General features: G+C 66.1%; 12 protein-coding genes. 6 read left to right on the forward strand and 6 right to left on the reverse strand.

From position 1 onward, the window contains the following. Positions 1-19 precede the first annotated feature (19 nt). Positions 20-1024 carry a Bug family tripartite tricarboxylate transporter substrate binding protein gene (locus AC1DGP_RS23255; RefSeq protein ID WP_476770285.1) on the reverse strand — a complete coding sequence of 335 codons (1005 nt, stop codon included), beginning with the start codon at positions 1022-1024 and terminating at the stop codon, positions 20-22. 79 nt (positions 1025-1103) lie between these two features. Beyond that, positions 1104-2843, reverse strand: coding sequence for an IlvD/Edd family dehydratase (locus tag AC1DGP_RS23260; protein ID WP_476770286.1), 1740 nt, complete (start codon positions 2841-2843; stop codon positions 1104-1106). Positions 2844-2907: 64 nt separating this feature from the next. Between AC1DGP_RS23260 and AC1DGP_RS23265 the strand changes: the two genes are divergently transcribed. The 3 genes from AC1DGP_RS23265 (at position 2908) to rfbD (ending at position 4967) form a co-directional block, all read left to right on the forward strand. Then, complete coding sequence (locus tag AC1DGP_RS23265; RefSeq protein WP_476832564.1) at positions 2908-3594, forward strand: GntR family transcriptional regulator; 687 nt, start codon at positions 2908-2910, stop codon at positions 3592-3594. A gap of 279 nt (positions 3595-3873) precedes the next feature. After that, positions 3874-4074 (forward strand): dTDP-4-dehydrorhamnose 3,5-epimerase family protein, encoded by a 201-nt coding sequence (locus AC1DGP_RS23270; RefSeq protein WP_476770288.1) that lies wholly within the window; start codon positions 3874-3876, stop codon positions 4072-4074. Then, positions 4074-4967, forward strand: coding sequence for a dTDP-4-dehydrorhamnose reductase (rfbD, locus tag AC1DGP_RS23275; protein ID WP_476832565.1), 894 nt, complete (start codon positions 4074-4076; stop codon positions 4965-4967). Before AC1DGP_RS23270 ends, rfbD begins: the two co-directional genes overlap by 1 nt. A gap of 512 nt (positions 4968-5479) precedes the next feature. Here rfbD and AC1DGP_RS23280 read toward each other — a convergent pair. Beyond that, the gene (locus AC1DGP_RS23280) at positions 5480-7282 is read right to left on the reverse strand and encodes a mechanosensitive ion channel family protein (protein ID WP_476832566.1); all 1803 of its coding nucleotides are present in this window, start codon (positions 7280-7282) and stop codon (positions 5480-5482) included. Positions 7283-7653: 371 nt separating this feature from the next. On the opposite strand from AC1DGP_RS23280, the gene AC1DGP_RS23285 reads away from it, so the two are divergent. Beyond that, positions 7654-7887, forward strand: coding sequence for a hypothetical protein (locus tag AC1DGP_RS23285; protein ID WP_441493829.1), 234 nt, complete (start codon positions 7654-7656; stop codon positions 7885-7887). 35 nt (positions 7888-7922) lie between these two features. Here the strand turns inward: AC1DGP_RS23285 and AC1DGP_RS23290 are convergent, their stop codons facing one another. Then, positions 7923-8825 (reverse strand): PhzF family phenazine biosynthesis protein, encoded by a 903-nt coding sequence (locus tag AC1DGP_RS23290; protein WP_476770743.1) that lies wholly within the window; start codon positions 8823-8825, stop codon positions 7923-7925. 201 nt (positions 8826-9026) lie between these two features. Then, on the reverse strand, positions 9027-9905 hold the full coding sequence (locus tag AC1DGP_RS23295) for a helix-turn-helix domain-containing protein (protein WP_476832567.1): 879 nt from the start codon (positions 9903-9905) through the stop codon (positions 9027-9029). A 496-nt stretch (positions 9906-10401) separates the two neighbouring features. On the opposite strand from AC1DGP_RS23295, the gene AC1DGP_RS23300 reads away from it, so the two are divergent. Both AC1DGP_RS23300 and AC1DGP_RS23305 read left to right on the forward strand, forming a co-directional pair. Continuing rightward, positions 10402-11814, forward strand: coding sequence for a M20 family metallopeptidase (locus tag AC1DGP_RS23300; RefSeq protein WP_476832568.1), 1413 nt, complete (start codon positions 10402-10404; stop codon positions 11812-11814). 171 nt (positions 11815-11985) lie between these two features. Continuing rightward, the gene (locus tag AC1DGP_RS23305; protein ID WP_441508292.1) at positions 11986-12360 is read left to right on the forward strand and encodes a VOC family protein; all 375 of its coding nucleotides are present in this window, start codon (positions 11986-11988) and stop codon (positions 12358-12360) included. A gap of 269 nt (positions 12361-12629) precedes the next feature. On the opposite strand, the gene AC1DGP_RS23310 is transcribed toward AC1DGP_RS23305, so the two are convergent. After that, on the reverse strand, positions 12630-14702 hold the full coding sequence (locus tag AC1DGP_RS23310; RefSeq protein ID WP_476832569.1) for a transglycosylase domain-containing protein: 2073 nt from the start codon (positions 14700-14702) through the stop codon (positions 12630-12632). Positions 14703-14736 lie beyond the last annotated feature (34 nt).

The raw sequence follows: 14736 nt of genomic DNA on the forward strand, positions 1-14736 counted from the left end.
AGCGCGGAGCCAAATTCCATCACTCCGGCTTCAGCCCGGTCGCCTTGATCAGGTCGCTCCATTTCGTCATCTCGCTGTCGATCAGCGCGGCCGCCTCGGCAGGCGTGCCGGGCTTGGGCGTCACGCCCTGCAGCTTCATCGCTTCCAGCGCCTTGGGGCTTTTCAGCGCCTTGACGATCTCGGCGTTGAGCTTGTCGATGATCGGCTGCGGCGTGCCGGCCGGGGCGAGCACCCCGAACCAGGAGCCGATCTCGAAATCGGGCAGCCCCTGCGCGATCGCCGTCGGATAATCCGGCATGAAGGGGGAGGGCTCGCGGCCGGTGGTCGCGATCGCCTTCAGCGAGCCCGCATTCACATGCTGGAGCACGGAGGGAATGGTGTCGAACATCACCTTGACCTGGCCGCCGATCATGTCGGTCATCGCCGGGCCGCTGCCGCGATAGGGCACGTGGCCGAGCTTCGTCCCGGCGCGCGCATTGAACATCTCGCCGGCCAGATGCTGCGGCGAGCCGTTGCCGGAGGAGGCGTAGTTGAAGTCCTCGGGCTTGGCCTTGGCGAGCGCGACCAGCTCGGGGATGGTCTTCGCCTGCACCGAGGGGTGGACGACGAGCGCCAGGCCGACCGTGCCGGCGATGGTGACCGGCGCGAAATCCTTCTTCAGGTCGAAGCCGGGCTTGGCCTGCAGCCCCATATTGATCGAGTGGCTGGTGAGCGCGCCCATCAGCAGCAGATAGCCATCGGGCTGGGAGCGGGCGACGGCAGCCGCGCCGACGCTGCCGGCCGCGCCGGCGCGGTTCTCGACGATGACGCGCTGGCCGATCGTCTGCGAGAGTTCCTCGGCGATGACGCGGCCGATAATGTCGGTCGCCCCGCCCGGCGCATAGGGCACGAGCAGCGTGACCGGCCTTTGCGGATAGGCCTGCGCGCCTGCGGGACCGGCAAGGGCAAGTGACAGACCGGCAAGTGACAGACCGGCAAGTGAGAGAGCGGCGAGCGTGCCGCCGAGAAAGGCGCGTTTCAGCATCGGGCATTGTCCTCCGGGTTGGGCTGCGGGCCGGTTCGTCCGGCCCTGCATCACGTGTCTTGAGCCGCGCTGCGGCCAGTCAGCAGAAGTCGAAATCGCAGCCTTCATCGGCCTGGAGGACGCTTTTCAGATAGAGCCCGCGATAGCCGCGCGAGGGCTCGCTGAGATGGGCGGGCGCCTGCCATTCTGCCCTGCGGCGGTCGAGCTCGGCCGCCTCGACCAGCAATTCGATCTGGCGGGCGGGCACGTCGAGCCTGATCAGGTCGCCGTCGCGGACCAGCCCGAGCGGGCCGCCCACCGCCGATTCAGGCGTGATGTGCAGGACGATCGTGCCGAAGGCGGTGCCGCTCATGCGGGCATCCGAAATGCGGACCATGTCCTTGACGCCGGCCTGGGCGAGCTTCTTCGGGATCGGCAGATAACCGGCCTCCGGCATGCCGGGCGCGCCCTTGGGGCCGGCATTGCGCAGCACGAGCACGTCATCGGCAGTCACATCGAGCGCGGGATCGTCCATGCGCGTCACCATGTCCTCGACGGAGTCGAAGACGACGGCCCGGCCGGTGTGCTGGAGCAGGGCAGGAGAGGCGGCCGAATGCTTGATCACCGCGCCGCCAGGCGCCAGGTTGCCGCGCAGCACGGCCATGCCGCCGGTCTGCTTCAGCGGGTTTGCGGCGCTGCGGATGATCGTCTGGTTCGGCACCTCCTCGGCGGCCTCCGCGATCTCGCCGATGGTCTGGCCACTGATGGTGATGGCGTCGAGCGCCAGATGCGCGCGCAGTTCCTTCATCAGCTTCGGCACGCCGCCGGCCCAGTGGAAATGCTCCATGTAATGATCGCCCGACGGCTTCAGATCGATCAGCACCGGCACGGCGCGGCCGATCGCGTCGAACTCCTCGAGATCGATGCTCAAGCCTGCGCGCCGCGCGATGGCCGCGAGATGGACGAGCCCGTTGGTCGAGCCGCCGATCGCCTGCAGCACCACCATGGCGTTGCGGAAGGCGGTCTCGGTCAGCAATTCGCTCGGCCGCAATCCACGTGAGCTCTCGCCCCCCTTGGCCAGCGCAACAGCCTGCTTGCCGCTGGCTTCGGCGGCGCGGATGCGGTCGGCATGGGTCGCCGGAATCGTGCCGGTGCCGGGCAGCGCGATGCCGAGCGCCTCGACGAGGCAGCCCATGGTGCTGGCCGTGCCCATGACCATGCAGGTGCCTTGCGTCGGTGCGAGCCTGCCGCTCAAGACCTCGATCTCGGCCTCGTCGATCGTGCCGGCCCGGTGCTGGCCCCAGAGCCTGCGGCAATCCGTGCAGGCGCCGAGGATCTCGCCCTTGTGGTGGCCGACCAGCATCGGGCCGGTGATGAGCTGGATCGCGGGGATATCGGCCGAGACCGCGCCCATCAGCTGCGCCGGGACGGTCTTGTCGCAGCCGCCGATCAGCACGACCGAATCCATCGGCTGGGCGCGGATCATCTCCTCGGTGTCGATCGCCATCAGGTTGCGCAGGAACATCGAGGTCGGGTTCGAGAACGACTCGTGGATCGAGACGGTCGGGAACTCCATCGGCAGGCCGCCGGCGAGCATGACACCGCGCTTCACCGCCTCGATCAGGCGCGGAACATTGCCGTGGCAGGGGTTGAAGTCGCTGAAGGTGTTGGTGATGCCGATGATCGGCCGGTCGAGCGCATCGTCGGAAAAACCGGCCGCCTTGATGAACGCCTTGCGCAGGAACAGCGAAAAGCCGGGATCGCCATAGCTGGCGAGATTGCGGCGCATGCCGCGCGGGGCCGGTTTGGCGGGGGCCGTCTTGTCATTGGTGCTCGTCATGACATGATGAGGCGTTGCCGTTGACATGATTGTCAACAATTATGTTGGAACTGGAATAAGTCGCATGTCCGTCCTCGCGTTGAAGCCCGCCACCGCCGACCGCATCCGCATGGTGGCCGATGCCCTCGAGGAGGAGATCGTGCTTGGCTGGCTGCTGCCGCGCGAGCGCCTGATCGAGGAGGACATCGCCGCTCGGCTCGAGGTGAAGCGCCATGTCGTGCGCGAGGCCCTGGCCGAGCTGGAGCGGGTCGGGCTGGTCGAGCGCGTGCCGAACAAGGGCGCAGCCGTCAGGCTGCTGGAGCCGCAAGAGGTGCGCCAGATCTATTCGGTGCGCGAGGCGCTGGAGACCTTGGCGGCTGAGCAGATTCCGCTGCCGGCCGGCTCCGAGATCGTCTCACGGCTGAAAGCCATTCAGGACGTCCATGCGGCCGCGGTCACCGACGCCGACGCGCGCGCGGCCTTCCGCGCCAATATGGCGTTTCACGAGGCGCTCTTTGCCGCCTGCGGCAATCCGCACCTGGTCGAGCTGGTCCAGATGATGGCGCAGAAGGTTCATGGCGCCCGTTCGATCACGGCAGCCAGCCCCTCGCATCTGGCGCTGGCCTGCGCCGAGCATTGGGCGATGATCGCCGCGCTCGAGGCCGGCGACCGGGCGAGGCTGGTCCAGCTCTGCCGCGACCATCTCGGCCCCTCCCGCGACGCCTATATCGCCGCCGTGGAGCAGAGGCAGGGCCGCGATCAGGCTCGATAGGGGGGCTTTGGCCGGGGGGCGGGTGACAATGTCCGGAACTGCCTTTTCTGACGTTGGGTACGTCCGCTTTTCGGCCATTCAATTTGGCGAAGACGAGGCTGATCTTCAGCACTGGAGGTCACTATGATCATGAGCCGGGAGGTGTTGCGGACTCGGGCCCCGCTCGCGTCCATAGACGAGCCGCGAAAATTCGTCGATCTACGTGGGGGATCGGTTCAAGCGGACAACATCAGGGCCAGCGGTCATATCGTGCCGCGCAAACAGGCCGGAGACATGACAATGCCCTTCGTCACACACGAGCCGGACACCGAAGTGCTCTGCAAGACCACCGGGCCCTACGCGCCCGAGAACGATCATGGGCTTGCCTTCGATGATCCGGCCCTCGGCATCGCCGAGGCTCTGCCCCTGTCCTCGCTGCCCCTCTCCGACAAGGATCGCAAGCATCCGCGGCTCGCCGAGATGCTGCGGTTTTTCGACTGATGGGTCTGCGCATCGTCGTCACCGGTTGGACCGGCCAGGTCGTCCGCGCCATGCTGGAGCGCGTGCCGGCCGGTGTTGAAGTCGTCGCGCTCCGCCGCCCGGATCTGGATCTCGCCATCCCCAAAATGATCGCGCCAGCACTGCGCGCGGCCAGGCCCCATGTCATCGTCAATGCGGCGGCCTATACGGCGGTGGACCAGGCTGAGAGCGAACCCGACCTCGCCATGCGCGTCAACGGCGAGGCGGCCGGTGAAGCGGCGCGCGCGGCTGCCGCACTTGGCGTCCCCGTCATCCAGATCTCGACCGACTACGTCTTCGACGGGGCGCTCGATCGGCCCTATCGCGAGGACGACGCGACCGGGCCGATCTCAGCCTATGGTGCCAGCAAGCTGGCTGGCGAGCGGGCGGTCGCGGCCGCCTCGGACAACCACGCGATCCTGCGCACGGCCTGGATCTACAGCCCCTTCGGCAAGAATTTCGTCAAAACCATGCTGCGCCTGGCCGAAACAACCGACGAGGTCGGCGTGGTCGCGGACCAGCATGGCTGCCCGACCAGCGCGCTCGACATCGCCGACGCCGTCCTGGCGGTGGCGCGCAATCTGGTCGCCCGCCCCCAGGACGAAACACTGCGCGGCATCTTTCACATGAGTGCTGCGGGGGAAGCGGTCTGGGCCGATGTCGCCGAGGCGATCTTCGCAGACCGGGAGCGGCTCGGCGGCAAGTCGGTCGCGGTCAAGCGCATCGCCACGACGGATTACCCGACGCCAGCGCGGAGGCCGGCCAATTCACGGCTCGACTGCGGCAAGCTCGCTGCGCGGCACGGCGTTACGCTTCCCGCATGGCGCGGCTCGCTGGCGACCTGCGTCGAGCGTCTCCTCAAGGATCAGGGATAGACCACGTCCAACTGCGGCGGATGAGCCTCACGCACCATGGCGATCTCCGCCGTGACGCGGAAGAAGCGGGCGATCTCGCAGATATCGCCGTGCTCGGCCGGGGCGTCTTCCCTGACGAGATCGAACGATTGCCGACGCGATTGGCGCCAAATGGCAAGACCCGGCGGCCGGGCAATGCGCGAAATGATCTGGACAGGTTTCGTCTGCTGATCGGACAGCGATCGATCGGATGAAGGCTTCGACTGTCAGGCCGTGCCGACTGGTCAAAGCCCCGCCCGAGATTCGCCCGATGTCTGGTTGCCTGACGGCCGGAGGATCGATGGAGCGCGATATGGCTGAGATCGCGATGGTCGCCGTGGGATCGGTTGTCTATTCGCTGACCTGCTGGGTCGCCCTAGCGCCCCGTCGCAGATGAGCGGCCGATGCTTCGGCTTGGACCCGTTCTTCTGGCTGGACCGGTTCTTGTGGCCGCAAGGCCCCGATGCCCGGTAAACGAAGGCGAACAGCCAGGCTCACCCACCCATCTCGGGGACATGAAGGGGCTTGGGCACCAGTTTGATGCCGTTCTCCGCCAGCACGATCCGCACCTTGGACAGGATCGCCTTGCGGATCTGGAATTGACGCCCGGCCCGGGCCTTGTATTTGGCGCGGATCACCAGAGTGCCTTCCTCGAGCGCTGCAATGCCCTGGCTCTTGAACGGCTCAAGCAGATCGGCGTTCAGCTCCGGATCCGCTTCGATCTCCTGCCCGATCTTCTTGAACAGTTTCCGCACGGCTTCGACATCGGTGTCCAAGGCAACCCGGAACATCATCTTCTCGATGACCCATTCGCGGCTGAAATTCTGGATCTTCCCGATCTGCCCGAAGGGAATGGTCGCAACCGGACCACGCGGGTGCCTCAAGGAGACCGATCGCAACGAAATTCTCTCGACAGTGCCCTTGGCTCCCGAGGTCTCGATATATTCGCCCAGGCGGAAGGCATCATCGACGAGGAAAAACAGACCGGCCACCACATCCTTGACCAGTGTCTGGGAGCCCAGCCCGATCGCCAGGCCGAAGATCGAGAGGCCGGTGATCAGTGGCCAGACATTGATGCCGAGCATCACCAGGACGGTCAGAGCCCCCAGCGTCAGGAGCGCGGCCTTGGTGAGGCCCACGAGCAATGGGCCGACAGTGGTCAGCCGCGTGCCGATCATGGCGGCGGGGACCTGCGGATCGCCCGGCGTTTGAGGTCTGATGCGCGCGGCCATGATGGCCACCCAGTTCCAGCAGAAGGCAATGACCAGCACGAGCATCAGGATCTCGCCAGCTTTCAGCAGGACGGTGCCCCGCGGAATGCCGACGACATCCAGGATCGGCAGGAGCCAGAGCGTGGCCAAGACCGCGAGAATCGATGCCGCGACCACGATGCGGAAGGTGCGCCACAGCGCGCCCGCCAGTTCTCCGCCCTGCGAGCGAACCGCCTGCCAGCCGCGTCTTTCGATGGCGACGTCGAGATGAGGACCGGCGAGAACCAGAAGAAGCGAAAGCAGCAACAATCCGCCCCGCGTCGGCCTTCCGATCGTTAGGTCCAGCTGGATGAAGAGGAAGGCGGCGATGACGACCGCCACCACCAGCCCGGGCCAGAGCGCGGCGAGCCTCCGGCGGAGCGATCCTGCCCCGCTGCCGAATGACAGAACCCTGGTCACCAGCCCGCGATGACGAAGATACGCGGCTGCGACCAGAATGGTGAACGGCAAGGACACCGCGAATGTCGCGAAGAGATCGCGTAGCGGATCGGCCGCATTCCATATGCGCAGACAGGCAAGGACCACCAGGCCGCCGGCCGCGATGCCGATGGCGACCGCGAGATCGCGTCGCCAAGGCCAGAAGATCGACCTGCGACCGGTGGCCAGCGGGAAACAGATCATTGTCGCCACGGCCGAGATCACGACGCAGTTGAGCAAGGCGCGGCGGAGCACCGTATCGGAGATGAGACCGAGGAGCAGGACCCAGGCCGCCAGCACCGCGAGCAAGGCGGCCGCAAACCAGGCGGCCCCGAACAGAAGCGGCCGGGCCTTCACTTTGCCGATGATCGCGCTGGCAAAAGCTGCCGTTGCGACAGCGGCAATCAGGCAAACCGCTGCAATGCCGAGAGCCAGCAGCGCGGGACGATAGCCGGCGGCCTCCAGACCTTGGACGAAATCGTGCCACGCACCGCCGGACGAGAGCCAGCCCGACAGCCTCCTCGTCAGACCGTCCTCGATCAGCATGGAGAACCGATGGAGCATCCCGGATGCAACCTCGAGCTCGTCGGTCGTTGAAACAGCAGCCATGGTCTCAGTCTCGCGTGGAAGTCGACGACACCAGTCCGTCCAAGCCAGACAATTGTCCGGTACGGAGAACGTTCTGAACGCCTTGCAAGGGAGGGACGCCCCGATACTGCCGGGATAGGGCTGCGGCCTTCGCGGCGCAATCCGGCATAGGGCTTGCCCCCCTGGCCTGGCGCGGGGGCCACCTGCTGTCGATCCTGAGAACCGTCGCGCAGGAGACTGTGTCGGCAGACTGCGGAAAGGCGAGATCGCGCGCCGTTGCGCCTGACATTGCTGCTTGTCCCCTGCCGTGCCGGCTCCTGCGTGAGCGCTCCGGCTCGCTGCAGCACGCAATCGCGGACGAATCGGCCCGCGAGTCCCGCGGCGGGCATTTCGTGCGTGGACAGCCTGCCCGTCTTGCCATTTCGCGCCAATCGCGACCGATCGAACACGGCAGCAAACCGGCCCATCTGGCGCAGGCCTGCGCCGGGCAGGGGGCGATGATCGCAGCGTTCGAGGCCGGCGACCGGGCAGGGCTGGTCGAGCTCTGCCGCGACCAGCCCGGCCCCTCGCGCGACGCCTCTATCGCCGCAGTCGAGCCACGGCAGGGCCGCGATCAGGCGCGATAGGGGGCTCGACCAGGAGAAGCGTCGGCGCGAAACCCCTAGACGGCAAAGCGCTCGCTGCCCTGATGCCATTCGTGCGGTTCCGCTGGCTTGACGGAGCCTCCAAGAAGACAGCCGACCGGCCTGTCATCGGCAAATCCCAGGCGCACGCCGATCTCGGACAGGGAACCCATGGCCCGCCCTTGAAGAATGGTGATGCGCTGGCTGTCGCGACCCACCAGCCCGTTCCTGAGCAAGCCGAAGGCCAGGGCCGCAGCCGCGATGCCGGTTGCTGCATCCTCGGGATAGCCTGAGGATTTCGGGAATTGCCGCGCCTCGAAACGCCGCGCGCCCCGATCCTCGATCGCGTAGGGATACAGGCCCGTGGAGCCGATGCGCCCGCAGCAGTCTTCCGTCCGCCTCATGTTCAACGAGAGGCCATTCAGAAGCGCGGTGCTTTTCATGGGGATGAGCGTCTTGACGCGCGATGTCACCGCATTCTGGATGGGAAGGTCGAGGAGATCACGGCGCGAGAGGTTGAGGGTCGCCAGAACCTCCTCCTCCTCGGCCGCTGTCAGGTCGACGACCTTGCCGGCCGGCTGGCTGATCTCGACCGACGGGTCATCGGGATCCGTCAGATCGACATAGCCGGTCACCGGCCCGCTGCGCGTCTCGATGCGCAGCTGATCGGCCTGGAGCCTGCCAGCCATGGCGAGGCACCACAGCGCGCCGATCGTGGCGTGCCCGCACATTTCCATCTCGTGGCGCGGCACCCAGAAGCGGAAGGCATAATCGAAATCGGCACTGGAGCCTGGCAGGACGAAGCCGGATTCGTGGCCGAAGCGCTGGGCCTCCGCCTGCATTCTTTCGTCGGGCCATCCCGACGCATCGATCGCGATCGGGCAAGGATTCCCGCCGCTTCCCCTATGGGTGAAGACGTTGACAAGCCTGATGTCGTTCATCGTTGCAGCCCCGATCGCGTCATGGACGGCGCGACGGCGTCGACGGCGGCAGTCCCGGAGCCGACCGGAAATGTCTGCGTCAGATCCGAACCAATGACGAAGTCTGTTGGTTGAGCGCCCTGCATCGCATGTCCTCCCCTGGCTCTTGAAGCATCCCGCCAGGATAAGGGGCGGGGCGGCCCTCGCGCGACCGAGCGGGCCTCAAGACTTGTCGGATCGGGCCAGGTCCCGCCGCGCGGTCGTGGGTGTCAGGCCGGTCAGGCGCTTCATCGCCCGCGCCAGGGCGGAGCCGGATTCGAAGCCGACGCGCCAGGCGATCTCGCCAATGGGAAGCGTGGTCTCGACCAGCAGCTCCTGCGCCTGCCTGATCCGCTCATGGTCCTGGAAGGTGGCGATCGAGAAGCCTGTCTTGTCGCGGAACAAGCGTGTTGCATGGCGTCTGGACAAGCCGAACCTGTCGGCGATGAGGTCGAGCGGCAGGTCCTTGCTGGCGTTCTGGCTGATGAACGACCTGATCTCCGAAACCAGCATCTCGCCATGACCCTCCGGGCGCGCGCCGGACAGTTCATCGCTTCGCTCGATCTGCGCGAGGCAATTGATCAGCAATGCCGCAGCGAGGTGGCTGCGCGTGACCTGCGCAACGGCGTCATCGGCCTGCCCACTCTGGCACAGCCCGCGAAGCGACCGGATCTCGGACGTCATTGGGAAAAAGCCTGTTCGTCCGAGCTTGCCGCGCACACGATGCAATGAGCCGATGCGGGCCTCGATCTTCGCCAGTTGTCCATCTGCAGCGTAGATCGCCACATGGCGATGGACCGGCCGGGCTGCCGAGGTCTGGTGCGCGAGGCCCGGCGGAACGACGACGAAACGGTCCTCGCTCAGCCAGGCGCCGGATTGTCTGGACTCGTCGCGGAAATCGACCGCTCCGACATGCGGCAGGAATATCATCAGGCAGTCGTGCCAATGCCACGGCATGCGGTATTCGGAGCCGCCGCCCATCAGCGTCAATTGCTCTTCGCCATCGGCAAGCAGCGCGCCCACCGCGGAGCTGTCCCGAAGCTGTTGGATCGACCGGAGCATGTTTGCATGCCTAGCATCAGAAGCGAGATCAGAGAATGATTGGCTCCTGCACTTGCGTTCGGCAAGCACCGGCGGTCTCTGCGCGCGAGCCCGACAGGAATATCCCCCAGGGGGCGTAAGGGGGTTTGGAGACGATCCGCCTTGCCACTCGATTTCGAAAGCGATGACCCACAGCGAAGAAACCATCGACAGCGCGAAACGCGATGGCATCGGGATCGCCAAGCTCCGTTAGCCGTGCTCACGGCTAGGCCTTGGGGCGCAAAGCCGACTCCGTCGTTGGACGAACGGACAAAGGCAAGCATCGCGAATTTCGAAGCGCACAAGCAAACGTCGATCAGTCTGCAATAATTGCCGATTCTTCTGAGTAAAATTCGGCCATTCTGCCGTTCGCCTTGTAGTAGCCTCCCGAAGGCTGGGGCTGTCGATATCCGGCGATTGCGGATGACGGCGGCCTTCAGCGGCCTCTATGGCGCGAATGCAATCTCGGGAGAAGGCTGTGCAGAATACCGATAAGATTTGGACGATCGTCGATTCAAAGCAGGCGGACTACATCGAGTTGAGCGACCGCGTCTTTGAAATGCCCGAACTCAACTACCGCGAGGTCAAGTCGGCTGCGGCCCACGCCGAGCAGCTTCGGCGCGAGGGATTTCGCGTGGAGACGAGCATCGCCGGATTGCCGACCGCCGTCATGGGCGAGGCGGGAGAGGACGGCCCGGTGATCGCCATCCTCGGCGAGTACGACGCGCTGCCTGAGCTCTCGCAAGCCCCCGGCATGTCCGAGCATCAACCGCTTCCGGACCAGCCGGCCGGCCATGGCTGCGGCCATAACCTGCTGGGGGCCGGCGCCATGCTGGCGGCCGCGGCGGTCAAGGATTTCCTCGCGGAGCGTGGGCTCAAGGGCCGCGTCCGCTACTATGGCTGCCCGGCGGAAGAAGGTGGGGCAGGCAAGGCGTTCATGGTCAAGGAGGGCGCCTTCAAGGACGTCGACATCGCGATTTCCTGGCATCCCGCGGATTTTGCGGCGGTGACGGCAGCCTTATCCCTGGCCAACACGACGATCGACTTCGAGTTTTCCGGGCGCGCCAGCCATGCCGCCGCTTCTCCGCATCTCGGCCGTTCAGCGCTCGACGCCGCCGAGTTGATGAATGTCGGCGTCAACTACATGCGCGAGCACATGCCGAGCGATGCGCGCATCCACTACGCGTATCTCGAAGCAAGCGGCATCGCGCCGAACGTTGTCCAAGCCAAGGCCAAGCTCCGATATGTCGTGCGGGCGACGATGGTCTCCCAGGTCCATGAACTCCTCGCCCGGGTCCGGAAAATCGCCGAAGGAGCGGCACTGATGACGGAGACCACGGTCACCAGCGAAGTCGTCAGCGCGATGAGCAGCTTGCTGGCGAACACGCCCCTGGAGGATGCCATGCAGCGCAATTTCGATCGGCTTGGCCCGCCTCCGTTCGATGCAGACGACGTCGCCTTCGCCAGGCGCATGCAGAAGTGCGTGACGCCCGCGCATATCGAAAGCGCATTTCGCCGCTCGGGATTGCCGGTGACGGATTTTCCCCTGTGCAACGCGATCGCACCCAAGGAGGTGCCGGGGCCGCGTATGATGGGCTCGACCGATGTCGGTGATGTCTCCTGGGCCGTGCCGACGGTACAGGCGCGGGGCGCGACGTATACGATCGGCACGCCGGGGCATTCCTGGCAGTTGACGGCCCATGGTCAATCGCCGCTGGCGCACAAGGGCATGGTTCACGTTGCGAAGGTCATGGCGGGCGTAGCCGCGGACGTGCTCGTCGAACCGGGATTGCTGGAAAAGGCCAAGGCCGACTTCGAGGAGCGCCTGGTCCGGACGCCCTATAAGGCGCTCCTGCCAGACGACGCCAAGCCACCTTTCCACATGTTCTGACGAATGGAGGGCCATGGCCCGGCCGACGAATGGTCGGGCCATGGCCGCGAGCTCGCGCTAGCTCACCGAGCCTCCTAAGTCCCACGATCGCCTGTGCCGCGACGGCATTCTGGGGGGCGCTTGCGGACCGCGCGCGACTATCTCGCACAGGCCCTCTTTGGAGATAGAAGCATGTTCACTCATGTCATGATCGGCAGCAACGACCTGGAGCGGGCTAGAGATTTCTACGACGCCACATTCGCCGCGTTAGGAGGCGAGCCTGGCGAGATAGATGCCAGAGGCCGGCTGATCTATGCCCACAAGGGCGGTCGGCTGATGATCACGAAGCCGATCGACGGCAATCCAGCGACCGCGGCCAACGGTGGGACTATCGGTATCGCCGCTGCGAGCCGTGACCATGTTCTCGCGTGGCATAAGGCCGGCACCACGCATGGTGGGACGGCGATCGAGAGCCCACCCAGCGAGCGCCCGAACGGAGCCTTCGTCGCCTACCTTCGCGATCCGGACGGAAACAAGCTCACCGCGCGCTCTCAGCCGACGAAGTAACACAACTGGCAACAGCCGCTCCCAAGATCATCCCGCTTTTCGGGAAATCCGCCGGCAAGCGGACGGTCCAATCTCGGCCTCTCCTTTCGGGTCAATCGGCCCGACAGAAAGCGGACCTCCCCGCAGTCCCAGATGGGTCGCGAACGGAATTCAGGCGAGACGATTTGCAATCTCTGCTTCCAGGCCACCAGCCAGAGTCTGCTCCTGGCGCAGCCTCGGAGCGGCCCCGTGACAACAACGGGCTCAGCTCTGGGCCGAACGACTGGACCTCAGAGCCCGAACAGCCTCTCGAAGAAATTCTTCTGGCGCTTGGTGCGCTGCCGGGGTTGGCCCTTGCCGCTTTCATTGGCGTAGCGCGGATCCTGTCCGGCGCCGGCCACGCCCGCCAGGCCGACCGGCTTCTGGTCCTTGAGGGCGATCTTCATGAAATTGTGCCAGATATCGGTCGGCAGGTTGCCGCCGGATACGCCCTTGGTGGGTGTGCTGTCGTCGTTGCCGAGCCAGACGCCGGCAACCAGATTGCCGGTGAAGCCCACGAACCAGGCGTCCTTGTAGTCGTTGGTGGTGCCGCTCTTGCCGGCCATGGGCCAGCCGGGCATCCGCGCCCTTTGGGCCGTGCCGATGACGAAGACGTTGTGCAGCATCGCGTTCATCATCGCATCGGTGCCTGGATCGATGATCCGGCCCGCATCGTCCGGCGCCGGGCGGCTGAAGATCGGCTTGCCATCCGCAGCCTTCACCTCGGTGATCAMGTAGGGCACGACCCCGAAGCCCCCGTTGGCGAAGCTGGCATAGGCGCCGACGAGCTCGAGCGGCGTGACTTCGGAGGTTCCGAGCGCGATCGTGGGGTCGGCCTGGAGCGGCGAGGCAATGCCGAGGCGCTGTGCCGTTTGCACGACGGACTGAGGACCGACCTCCATGGTGAGTTTCACCGCCACCGTGTTGAGGGAGAGGGCGAGAGCATTGCGCAGGGTGATCGGCCCGCGATAGCCGCGGTCATAGTTCTCGGGCTTCCAGCCGTTGATGTTGACCGGCGAATCCGAGCGCACGGTGTCGGGGCGAAGCCCCCGCTCGAGCGCCGTCAGATAGACGAAGGGCTTGAAGGCCGAGCCCGGCTGGCGGCGGGCGGAGGTCGCCCGGTTGAACTGGCTCGTCTCGTAGTTGCGGCCACCCACCAGCGCTGTCACGGCCCCGTCCGGCCGCATCGCCACGAAGGCGCCCTGGCTCACATTGAATTTCTGGCCCTTGGCGTCGAGTTCGTCCACGAGCACCCGCTCGGCCGCCGCCTGCAGGGCTGGCTCGAGGGTGGTCGAGACCACGATGTCGGAATCGATGGCGCCGACGGTGTCGTCGAGCGCTTCCATCACGTAGTCGGCGGCATAATTGGCGGAGCCGGCCGCCTTGGGACGCACGATCTGCGCCGGTGCGCCAAGAGCCGTGCTGGCCATGTCGGGGGTGATGAAGCCGAGCTCCTTCATCGCCGCGATGACGCGTTCGGCGCGGGCCTGTGCGGCTTCCCGGTTGCGGCTGGGGGCCAGGCGCGAGGGGGACTGGACGAGGCCGGCCAGCAGGGCGGCTTCCGACAGCGACAGGTTGCGGGCCGACTTGCCGAAATAGCGCTGCGCCGCGGCCTCGACACCATAGGCACCGGCGCCGAAATAGACCCGGTTGAGATAGAGTTCGAGAATCTGGTCCTTGCTGTAGCTGCGCTCCAGCCAGAGCGACAGGATCGCTTCCTGGATCTTGCGCGAGACCGTGCGCTCCTGGGTCAGGAACAGGTTCTTGGCGAGCTGCTGGGTCAGCGTCGAGCCGCCCTGGAGGCCTCCGTCATGGGCCAGATTGCGGTAGGCTGCGCGGAGAAGGCCCATCAGGTCGATGCCCCAATGGTCGTAGAAGCGCCGGTCCTCGATGGCGACGAAAGCCTTGGGCAGGGAGGGCGGCAGCTCCCCCAGCGAGACCTCGCGGCCGCCCGTCTCGCCGCGATTGGCGAGAGGCGAGCCGTCGCTCGCCAGGATGGCGATGTTCGGGGGCCGTTTCGGCACCGTGAGCTGGCTGAGCGGAGGCAGCTGCGCGGCGTAGTAGGCGACGCCGCCGCCCAAGAGGATGACGCCGCCCAGGCAAAGCACGAGCCCGGCACAGGCCAGCTTTCTCAGGACCAAGCCGCCGCCCACGCGCCGGGCCTTCCCGGGCTGGCTGGACGCATCAGCGCTGACCTGAGAGGCCGGCCCGCGCGCCGTGGTCTCACCCTCCCGATCCTCGGAGGAGGGGCGAAAATCCAGCTCATGCGCGTCCGTCGCCAGCGCGTCGACAAGCGGCTCGCGCCGGTCAGATCCGTTCGCCACCTGTGGTCAGCCCCCAATCCGTGCAGCCGGTGCC

The organism is Allobosea sp. 05T433 (genome assembly GCF_056396065.1).

Bases quoted from the DNA above. Each gene is read 5' to 3' on its own strand.
- AC1DGP_RS23255 (WP_476770285.1), bottom strand. From the start codon at position 1,024: ATGCTGAAACGCGCCTTTCTCGGCGGCACGCTCGCCGCTCTCTCACTT.
- AC1DGP_RS23260 (WP_476770286.1), bottom strand. From the start codon at position 2,843: ATGACGAGCACCAATGACAAGACGGCCCCCGCCAAACCGGCCCCGCGC.
- AC1DGP_RS23265 (WP_476832564.1), top strand. From the start codon at position 2,908: ATGTCCGTCCTCGCGTTGAAGCCCGCCACCGCCGACCGCATCCGCATG.
- AC1DGP_RS23270 (WP_476770288.1), top strand. From the start codon at position 3,874: ATGCCCTTCGTCACACACGAGCCGGACACCGAAGTGCTCTGCAAGACC.
- rfbD (WP_476832565.1), top strand. From the start codon at position 4,074: ATGGGTCTGCGCATCGTCGTCACCGGTTGGACCGGCCAGGTCGTCCGC.
- AC1DGP_RS23280 (WP_476832566.1), bottom strand. From the start codon at position 7,282: ATGGCTGCTGTTTCAACGACCGACGAGCTCGAGGTTGCATCCGGGATG.
- AC1DGP_RS23290 (WP_476770743.1), bottom strand. From the start codon at position 8,825: ATGAACGACATCAGGCTTGTCAACGTCTTCACCCATAGGGGAAGCGGC.
- AC1DGP_RS23295 (WP_476832567.1), bottom strand. From the start codon at position 9,905: ATGCTCCGGTCGATCCAACAGCTTCGGGACAGCTCCGCGGTGGGCGCG.
- AC1DGP_RS23305 (WP_441508292.1), top strand. From the start codon at position 11,986: ATGTTCACTCATGTCATGATCGGCAGCAACGACCTGGAGCGGGCTAGA.